Annotated in this window: 1 pseudogene; it reads left to right on the top strand. The window is 55.7% G+C overall.

From position 1 onward, the window contains the following. Positions 1-253, top strand: a pseudogene (locus JAO32_RS19925) (hypothetical protein); the annotation flags it as partial.

The raw sequence follows: 253 nt of genomic DNA, 5'->3' as shown, positions 1-253 counted from the left end.
CAAGCCGACCATGGTGCGAAACTACAGCGTGTATCCGATGGGTGCTGCTGGCATGAGCGTGGTCTTCCTCAATCAGACGACCATGATTTTCGGCGACAGCGCTGCGGTAAAGGCTGGTCTGGACTGCGTGATGGTCTCGCTTCCAACATCCTGGAAAACACTGACATGATGGGCGAGATGAACATCGTGGATCAGCGTGCTATCTGGAGCCTGCTCGATCAGAAGGGCACACAGACCATGATGCGCAGCGTTC

The sequence above is a fragment of the Terriglobus sp. ADX1 genome (assembly GCF_036877645.1).
Classification (GTDB): domain Bacteria; phylum Acidobacteriota; class Terriglobia; order Terriglobales; family Acidobacteriaceae; genus Terriglobus.
The sequence above is the reverse complement of the archived record's forward strand: the minus strand, read 5'-3'. Positions and strand labels throughout refer to the sequence as shown.